Genomic DNA, 7788 nt, shown 5'->3' on the forward strand with positions numbered 1-7788 from the left:
AGCCTGCACCGCTACCGTTTCGCCGACATGGCCCGGCGCGCCCGGCAGCTGGCCAACGCGTTGCAAGCGATAGGCCTGCGCCCCGGCAGCGTGGTGGGGTCGCTGGCCTGGAACAACCACCGCCACCTGGAGGCGTATTACGCCGTGTCCGGCAGCGGCATGGTCATGCACACCTGCAACCCGCGCCTGCACCCTGAGCAGCTGGCCTACATCGTCAACCATGCCGACGACGAGGTGGTGCTGTTCGACACCACGTTCGCGCCGCTGGTGCGCGCCATTGCGGCGTCGTGCCCCCGCGTGCGGCACTGGGTGGCGCTGTGTGATTCCGACACGCTGGGCACCATCGACCTGCAAGGGGTGCCCGGGGTCGACGCCTATGAGGCACTGGTGGCCGGCCAGCATGACCGCTTTGTGTGGCCCGAATGTGATGAAAAGACCGGCGCAGCGCTGTGCTACACGTCGGGCACCACCGGCAACCCCAAGGGCGTGCTGTATTCGCACCGGGCGCTCGTGCTCAGTGCCCTGTCGGCCTGCATGCCGGGCGTGCTCAGCATCAGCGCGCGGGAGACCATCCTGCCCGTGGTGCCCATGTTCCACATCAACGCTTGGTGCCTGCCTTATGCGGCCCTGATCGGCGGCGCCAAGCTGGTGCTACCGGGCCCGCGCCTGGACGCCGCCAGCCTGTACGAGCTGATGGAGACCGAGCGCGTCACCGTCAGCGCGGGCGTGCCGACGATCTGGATGGGCCTGATTCAGCATGTGGAGCAGCACCAGCTGCGCTTTACCACCATGCGGCGCACGGGTGTGGGCGGCTCGGCCATGCCCAAGGCGCTGATCGCCAAGTTCAACGACGTGTACGACGTGGAGGTGCGCCACGGCTGGGGCATGACCGAGACCACGGCCATCGCCACCATGAGCGTGCTGGGCGCTGCCGATGGCGAACTGCCGCCGGAGGACCGTCATGCACTGGTCGCCAAGCAGGGCAAGTCGGTGTTCGGCATCGAACTCAAGCTGGTGGATGAAAACGGCATCACCTTGCCGCGCGATGGCGTTGCGCAGGGCGAGCTGATGGTGCGCGGCCAGTGGATCGTGTCGCGCTATCACAAGGCCGAGCGCTCGGCGCTGGCCGATGGCTGGTTCCCCACCGGCGACATTGCCACCATCAACCCGCAGGGCGTGGTGCAGATCCGAGACCGCACCAAGGACGTGATCAAGTCGGGCGGCGAGTGGATCAGCTCCATCGACCTGGAGAACGTCGCCGTGGCCCACCCGGCCGTGGCCATGGCGGCCGTCATCGGCGTCAAGCACCCCAAGTGGGACGAACGCCCCCTGCTCTTCATCGTGCGCAAGCCCGGCCAGTCGCTCGACAAAGCGCAGATCCTGGACTTCCTCGCAGAGCGCGTGGCCAAGTGGTGGCTGCCCGACGACGTGCTGTTTGTGGACAGCCTGCCGCTGGGCGGCACCGGCAAGGTCCAGAAAAACGAGCTGCGGCAACGCCATGGCTCGGTGTTCAGCGGTGAATGAAGCCGCCCCGCATTGACGCTGTTCCCATCTACATCTATCTACCCACCCCACGGAGACACCCATGAACATGGTTCCCAGGAAATGGCCTCATCAATGGCTCAAGGCTGGCGCCTGCGCTGCAGCGCTGGTGATGGCGGCGCACGCCGGCGCGGCCGAGACGGTGAAGATCGGCTTCATCGACCTGCTGTCCGGCCCCTTTGCGCTCACGGGCCAAAGCTCGCTCAACCAGCTGCGCGAGGTGGTGGCGCAGGTCAACGCCAAGGCCGGGCCCAACGAGCCCAAGTTCGAGGTGATGGACTTTGACAACAAGGGCACACCGCAGGAGAGCCTGAATGCGCTCAAGGCTGCCACCGACCGGGGCGTGCGCTACATCACCCAGGGCGGTGGTTCGGGCGTGGCGCTGGCGCTGGTGGATGCGCTCAACAAGCTCGCCGAGCGCGACCCGGAGCGCGCGACCGTGTACCTCAACTACGCTGCCATGGACCCGCAGCTCACCAACGAGCGCTGCAGCTTCTGGCACTTCCGCTTCTATCCGTCGAGCGAGATGAAGATGGAGGCGCTGACCACCTACCTGCAAGGCCGCAAGGACGTGAAGCGCGTGTACCTGCTCAACCAGGACTACACCCACGGCCGCCAGGTCTCCAAGGCCGCCAAGGAATACCTGGCCCGCAAGCGGCCCGACATCGAGGTTGTGGGCGATGACTTCATCCCCATCGCCCAGACGCGTGACTTCGCCTCGTACGTGGCCAAGATTGCCGCCACCAAGGCCGACACCGTCATCACCTCCAACTGGGGCAGCGACCTGACACTGCTGTTCAAGTCGTCCCGCGACTACGGCCTGAACATCAACTACTTCACGCTCAATGCCAACAACCCCGGCACGCCCGCGCAGATCGGGCCCTGGGGCGAAGGCAAGGTCGGGGTCATCTGGAACTGGGTGCACAACGCCCCCACCCCCGAGCTCGAAAAGATCTACGTGGACTACAAGAAAAAGACCGGTGAAGACTTTGTGTTTGCCGCCCACTGGAACAGCGTGCACATGCTGCGCGAGGCCATGCGCAAGGCCCAGTCCACCGACGCCAAGAAGGTGGCCCTGGCGCTGGAAGGCATGACCTACAAGAGCCCCATGGGCGAGGTGCGCATGCGCAAGACCGACCACCAGCTTGAAGCGCCGCTGTACCTGGGCATCTGGGCCAAGCAGGGCAGCAAAGGCGTGAAGTACGACGCGGAGAAAACCGGCTACGGCTTCCGCTCCGAAGTGGCGTGGGACAACTACATCAGCGCCCAGCCGACGTCGTGTCAGATGAAGCGGCCGTCCTGAGCGCCGCCGCGCCGCCCTTGCGGCGCGGGGTCAGCCCAGGAAACCCTTGGGCACCTTGTCTGCCTTTTTCTCCACCGGGTTGGCCAGCAGCCACTGCGGGGCGTATTGCCGCATGAACTCCTTGGCCTTCTCCGGCCGCGCCGTGAGCCACGCGTCGTAAGCGCCTTCGTTCAGGATGGCGGGCATGCTTTTTTCGCTGCCGGGCTGGCCGTAGCGGTGCAGTAGCGCGTGGTTGTTGGCGTTCACCGTGAGCAGGCAGTAGCTGATGATCACCTCGCCGTCAGCGCCCTGCCAGCGTGCCCACAGGCCCGCCACGCCCATGGGTTTGCCGTCCACGCGCGCCACGCGGGTGGGCACGGCCTTGCCGCTGCGCAGGTCGTCTTCGTAGAACGCCGCCATGGGCACGATGCAGCGCTGGCCATTCAGCCACGCGTCGCGAAAGGGCGTGCCGGTGGAGGCGGTGTCGGACTTGGCGTTGACCAGCTTGGGCGCGCGCAGCTTGGCGTCGGATGCCGACTTGACCCAGTGCGGCACCAGGCCCCATTGCGCGGGCACCAGCACCCGCGTGGGGGCAGCGTCGCTGGGGTTGTCTGAAGCCGCCGCTGGAGCGGCCTCTTCGAGCGTATTGACCGTGCTGGCTGGCCCTTGTGCCAGGGCGGCCGCCGTTGCTGCATGCACGATGAAAAAGCCTGGCTTGCGGGGCCACAGGTGGCGTTCACCCAGCGCCGCAGGGGGCTCGACTGCAAACGCCTCGCGGTAGGTGTCGGCGTGTTGCAGGGTTTCGTAGTGGGTACTCATGGGGGCATGGTACCTGTGTGGAGGGGGGCGATAGGGCAGTTATCAGGCAAAAATGGCTGGTGGCGCTAGTGCAATATGTCTTGGTTGCTATCAATAGCATAGCTTTTGCGGCGCCATCACCGCAGGCGCCCGGGCAGGCCGTGATGTGCGTCAAGCCCGTTGTCGCCTGCGTTGTGACGCGCGCTGGCGCTGTTTTCACAATGTCCGCATGGACTTCGCACCTTCCCCTTTGGCCCTTCAATGGCGTGAGCGCCTGCTGGCGTTCATGGACCGTTATTTGCTGCCCTACAACGCTGCCTGGCATGCGGCCGTGTTGGCGGGCGACTACCCGCCGCCCTTTGTGGAGGACCTGAAGGCGCTCGCCCGCGAGGAAGGTCTGTGGAACCTGTTTCTGCCCACGCTGCAGGACGACGAGCCCGGCACGCGCCTGTGCAACCTCGACTACGCGCCGCTGGCCGAGGCCATGGGCCGCCTGCCCTGGGCGGCCGAGGTGTTCAACTGCCACGCGCCAGACACCGGCAACATCGAGCTGCTGCACCGCTTTGCCACACCCGCCCAGCGCGTCCGCTGGCTGGTGCCGCTGCTGCACGGCCAGATGCGGTCGGCCTTTGCGATGAGCGAGCCCGACGTGGCCTCGTCCGACCCGACCAACCTGCAGACCACGGTGCGGCGCGAGGCCGATGGTCTGGTGCTCAGCGGCCGCAAATGGTTCATCACCGGCGCGGCGCACCCGCATTGCCGGCTGCTCATCGTGCTGTGCCGCAATGCAGATGACGACCAGACCAACAGCCACCATCGCCACAGCATGGTGCTGGTGCCCGTGGACACGCCGGGTGTGCAGATCGTGCGCAACATCAGTGTGCTGCATCACCATGCACCCGAGGGGCATTGTGAGATCCTGCTGCAGGGCGTGCGGGTGCCGCACGACCACCTGCTGGGCGACTGGGGGGCGGGGTTTGCGATGGCGCAGGCGCGCCTGGGGCCCGGCCGTGTGCACCACTGCATGCGCACCATCGGCCAGTGCGAGCTGGCGCTGCGCCTGGCCACCGAGCGAGCGCTGGAGCGCACGGCGTTTGGCAAGCCGCTGGCCGATCAGGCCAACGTGCAGGAGTGGCTGGCCGAGTCGCGCATCGAGATCGACCAGGCGCGCCTGCTGGTGCTGCATGCTGCGTGGCTGCTGGACCAGGGCGAATCAGCCGATGCGGCGGACGCGCGCGCCGTGCGTGCCCAGGTCGCTGCCATCAAGGTGGTGGCTGCGCGCCTGCAGCAGCGGGTGGTGGACCGCGCCATACAGATCTTTGGCGCCATGGGCCTGTCGCCCGACACGCCGCTGGCCGCCTTCTGGACCTGGGGCCGCGCGCTGCGGCTGATGGATGGGCCCGACGAGGTGCACCTGCGCACCGTGGCGCGCCACGAGCTGGCGCAGGCGCGTGCGGGCCTTGGGGCGTCGGCGGCTTACTTCACCACCCCGGAGCAGCTGCGTGCGCCGCCGCACCTGAGCGCCTGAAAGGCAACGGCAGGGACCACCCGTATGGGGTGGCGCGTGATGGCACCTTCGGACAGGCCACGGCACTTGGCAGCAGGCCGCCGGTTGCGGATACTGAGAGCCCCGCAGTTCACCTCCCCGAGGTCCCGCCATGCACCACACCACTCCCCGCACCCTGGCAGTTGCCCTCACCGCCGCCGTGTTTTTGCCGGGCATGGGGGGCGCTGCCCATGCCCAGGCCCAAAAGTTGCGGCCGGGCTTGTGGGAGAACAGCGTGACCATGAAAAGCCAGAGCGGCCAGCTGGAGGCCGCCATGGCGCAGATGCAAAAGTCCATGGCCAGCCTGACGCCCGCGCAGCGCAAGCAGATGGAGCAGGCCATGGCCCAGCAGGGCGTGAGCATGGGGCCCAGCGGCAACACGGTGAAGGTCTGCATCAGCCCCGAACAGGCCGATCTGGACCGCATTCCGGCCCAGGAAGGCTGCACGCAGAACGTGCAACGTACCGGCCCCAACGCGGTGGCCATGACGTTCAGCTGCAAGGGTAGCCAGGGCCAGCCACCTACCACGGGCGAGGGGACGATGACCTTTCAGGGCCCCACCGCCTATGCGGGCAACTTCAAGGTCAAGACCACTTCCAACGGCAAGCCTGAGCAGATCGACATGGTGCAAAACGGCAAGTGGCTCGCGGCCGACTGCGGCACGCTCAAGCCCGTGCGTTAACCCCTGCCGCCGCCGCGCGGTGGGCCGCGGGCGCCATCACCACGCGGTTGCGGCCCAGGGCCTTGGCGTGGTACAGCGCCTGGTCGGCGCGCTCCAGGGTGTGCTCCAACGTGTCTCCGGACAGGTGCTGCGCGATGCCGATGGACACCGTGAGCTGCAGCGAGCCTGCGCTGTGGGCAATCTCCAGCGCCTGCACCGCCTGGCGGATGCGCTCGAGCAGGTCGCGCGCATGTTCTGCCGAGGTATCGGAGAGCATCAGCACAAACTCCTCGCCGCCCCAGCGGGCCAGCACATCAGTGTCGCGTACGCTGGCGCGCACCGTGCCCGCAAACGCCTGAAGCGCGCGGTCGCCAGTGGCGTGGCCATACCGGTCGTTGATGGGTTTGAAGTGGTCGATGTCCAGCTGTGCCAGCAGCATCGGGCGGCCGCTGCGCAGGCTGCGGCGGTGCTCCAGTGCCATCAGGTCCAGCATGGCGCGGCGGTTGATGAGGCCCGTCAGCTCGTCGCGGGTGGCCAGTTCGCGGTTGACTTCGAGCGCCTGCGCCAGTGCCTCGCGCTGCTGCTGCAGCTTGGCGCGGATGCGCTGGATGCGCAGGTTCAGCGCAATGCAGCCACTGAGCACGATGAGCACCATCAGCGCGTAGGCGGTGTCTAGGTAACCCGATGCGTTGGCATTGAAGCGTGAGCTGACGCCGATGGCGCTGGCAAACGCCAGCAGCGCGTACACCCCGATGCCAATCACCTCGGCCACCGTGAGGCCGAAGGTACCGAAGAACAGGATCATCGCCAGCACGCTGGGCACCAGCCCGCGCGCATCGCCCGCCAGCACATACGCTACGGCGCCGCTGGTGATGGTCCAGACCATCTGCGGGATGGTGAGCGAAGGGTCGCGCAGTCGGGCGGTTTCGCCGGAGCGGATGAAGGCCGTCATGACCACCAGGCCGCCCACCGACAGGGCGGCCCACCATTGCACGGCGGTCTGGTCCACGGTGGTGCTGGAATGCGCCACCAGCAGCATCACCCCGGCGCTGCCGGCCATCAGCGTGAGCGCCAGCAAGGCCATGCCCACCAGCGTTCGCCGCCGAGGGTCGGTGGAGAGGATCACATCCTTGAGGCGCTGCCAGCGGGCGGGTGGGCGCAAGGTGGGGGGCTCCGGCCGGGAGGGAGGGCCGCGCTGCGCGCGGGCGGATTGGCACGAAAACCCTGCTGTCCTGGGTTACCGACCAGTCGGCGATTTTACGGTGAGGTAGTGCTGTGCGTACAGTCCCCAGACCCTGGCTGGGCATGCGGCCCATGCGGCGAGCGCGGGCTACCGCGCAGAGTGGCCGCGCTACAGGGTGAGCGCTGCCAGGGCGGCCAGCGGGGCTGTCTCGGCGCGCAGCACGCGGCGGCCCAGCGTGACCGGGGCAAAGCCGTGTTGCAGCGCCAGGTCCTCTTCCGCAGGGCTCAGGCCACCCTCAGGGCCCGAAAGGAACAGCACCGGGCGCTGGGCACCTTCGCCTCCAGTGGCTTCACGCAGCGGCACAGTGCCGGGCCGCAGCGACAACAGCAAGCGCTGGGGAGTGTCCTGCATCTCTGGGGAGGTCAGGCAGTGCCCCTGCCCTTGCCCTGGTGTACGCAGCCAGCCAGCCAGATCGATGGCCGGGTGCACCAGTGGCACGCGGTTGCGGCCACATTGCTCGCAGGCGGCCACGGCCACGGCCTGCCAGTGGGCGATCTTCTTGTCGGCGCGCTCGCCCTTGAGCTTGAGCACGCTGCGCTCTGCCACCAGCGGGGTGATGCTGGCCACGCCCAGCTCGGCGGCCTTTTCGACCAGCCAGTCCATGCGCTCGTTGGCGGTGATGCCCGCCAGCAGGTGCACTGCGCGGGGCGCCTCGCGGTCGATGGCGTGGTGCGCCCCCACCAGCACGCGCACATCGCTGCGGCCCATCTTAAGCA

The 7788-nt window shown here is 67.7% G+C and carries 7 protein-coding genes; 4 read left to right on the forward strand and 3 right to left on the reverse strand.

The window, feature by feature from the left end:
* Both ISS20_RS21930 and ISS20_RS21935 read left to right on the forward strand, forming a co-directional pair.
* Positions 1 to 1524: long-chain-fatty-acid--CoA ligase (locus tag ISS20_RS21930; RefSeq protein WP_291439538.1), on the forward strand; the 1524-nt coding region annotated here is incomplete at its 5' end.
* Positions 1525 to 1585: 61 nt separating this feature from the next.
* Positions 1586 to 2845: a branched-chain amino acid ABC transporter substrate-binding protein gene (locus ISS20_RS21935; RefSeq protein ID WP_082564848.1), complete on the forward strand. Its 1260-nt coding sequence runs from the start codon at positions 1586 to 1588 to the stop codon at positions 2843 to 2845.
* A gap of 30 nt (positions 2846 to 2875) precedes the next feature.
* Here the strand turns inward: ISS20_RS21935 and ISS20_RS21940 are convergent, their stop codons facing one another.
* Positions 2876 to 3643 (reverse strand): SOS response-associated peptidase family protein, encoded by a 768-nt coding sequence (locus ISS20_RS21940; RefSeq protein ID WP_291439541.1) that lies wholly within the window; start codon positions 3641 to 3643, stop codon positions 2876 to 2878.
* 208 nt (positions 3644 to 3851) lie between these two features.
* Between ISS20_RS21940 and ISS20_RS21945 the strand changes: the two genes are divergently transcribed.
* Together ISS20_RS21945 and ISS20_RS21950 are read left to right on the forward strand one after the other, a co-directional pair.
* The gene (locus tag ISS20_RS21945) at positions 3852 to 5150 is read left to right on the forward strand and encodes an acyl-CoA dehydrogenase family protein (RefSeq protein ID WP_291439543.1); all 1299 of its coding nucleotides are present in this window, start codon (positions 3852 to 3854) and stop codon (positions 5148 to 5150) included.
* Positions 5151 to 5280: 130 nt separating this feature from the next.
* Positions 5281 to 5850 carry a DUF3617 domain-containing protein gene (locus tag ISS20_RS21950; RefSeq protein WP_291439545.1) on the forward strand — a complete coding sequence of 190 codons (570 nt, stop codon included), beginning with the start codon at positions 5281 to 5283 and terminating at the stop codon, positions 5848 to 5850.
* Here ISS20_RS21950 and ISS20_RS21955 read toward each other — a convergent pair.
* Positions 5834 to 6991: a diguanylate cyclase gene (locus ISS20_RS21955; RefSeq protein ID WP_291439547.1), complete on the reverse strand. Its 1158-nt coding sequence runs from the start codon at positions 6989 to 6991 to the stop codon at positions 5834 to 5836. The genes ISS20_RS21950 and ISS20_RS21955 overlap by 17 nt on opposite strands.
* 189 nt (positions 6992 to 7180) lie before the next feature.
* The coding region (locus ISS20_RS21960) for a 16S rRNA (uracil(1498)-N(3))-methyltransferase (RefSeq protein WP_291439549.1) at positions 7181 to 7788 on the reverse strand (608 nt) is incomplete at its 5' end.

It is taken from the genome of Acidovorax sp., from assembly GCF_016783915.1.
In the GTDB taxonomy this organism is placed as follows: Bacteria; Pseudomonadota; Gammaproteobacteria; order Burkholderiales; family Burkholderiaceae_C; genus Acidovorax.

What these genes read in the sequence shown, in the direction of transcription:
- ISS20_RS21935 (WP_082564848.1), top strand. Translation starts at nt 1,586, where the DNA reads ATGAACATGGTTCCCAGGAAATGGCCTCATCAATGGCTCAAGGCTGGC.
- ISS20_RS21945 (WP_291439543.1), top strand. Translation starts at nt 3,852, where the DNA reads ATGGACTTCGCACCTTCCCCTTTGGCCCTTCAATGGCGTGAGCGCCTG.
- ISS20_RS21940 (WP_291439541.1), bottom strand. Translation starts at nt 3,643, where the DNA reads ATGAGTACCCACTACGAAACCCTGCAACACGCCGACACCTACCGCGAG.
- ISS20_RS21950 (WP_291439545.1), top strand. Translation starts at nt 5,281, where the DNA reads ATGCACCACACCACTCCCCGCACCCTGGCAGTTGCCCTCACCGCCGCC.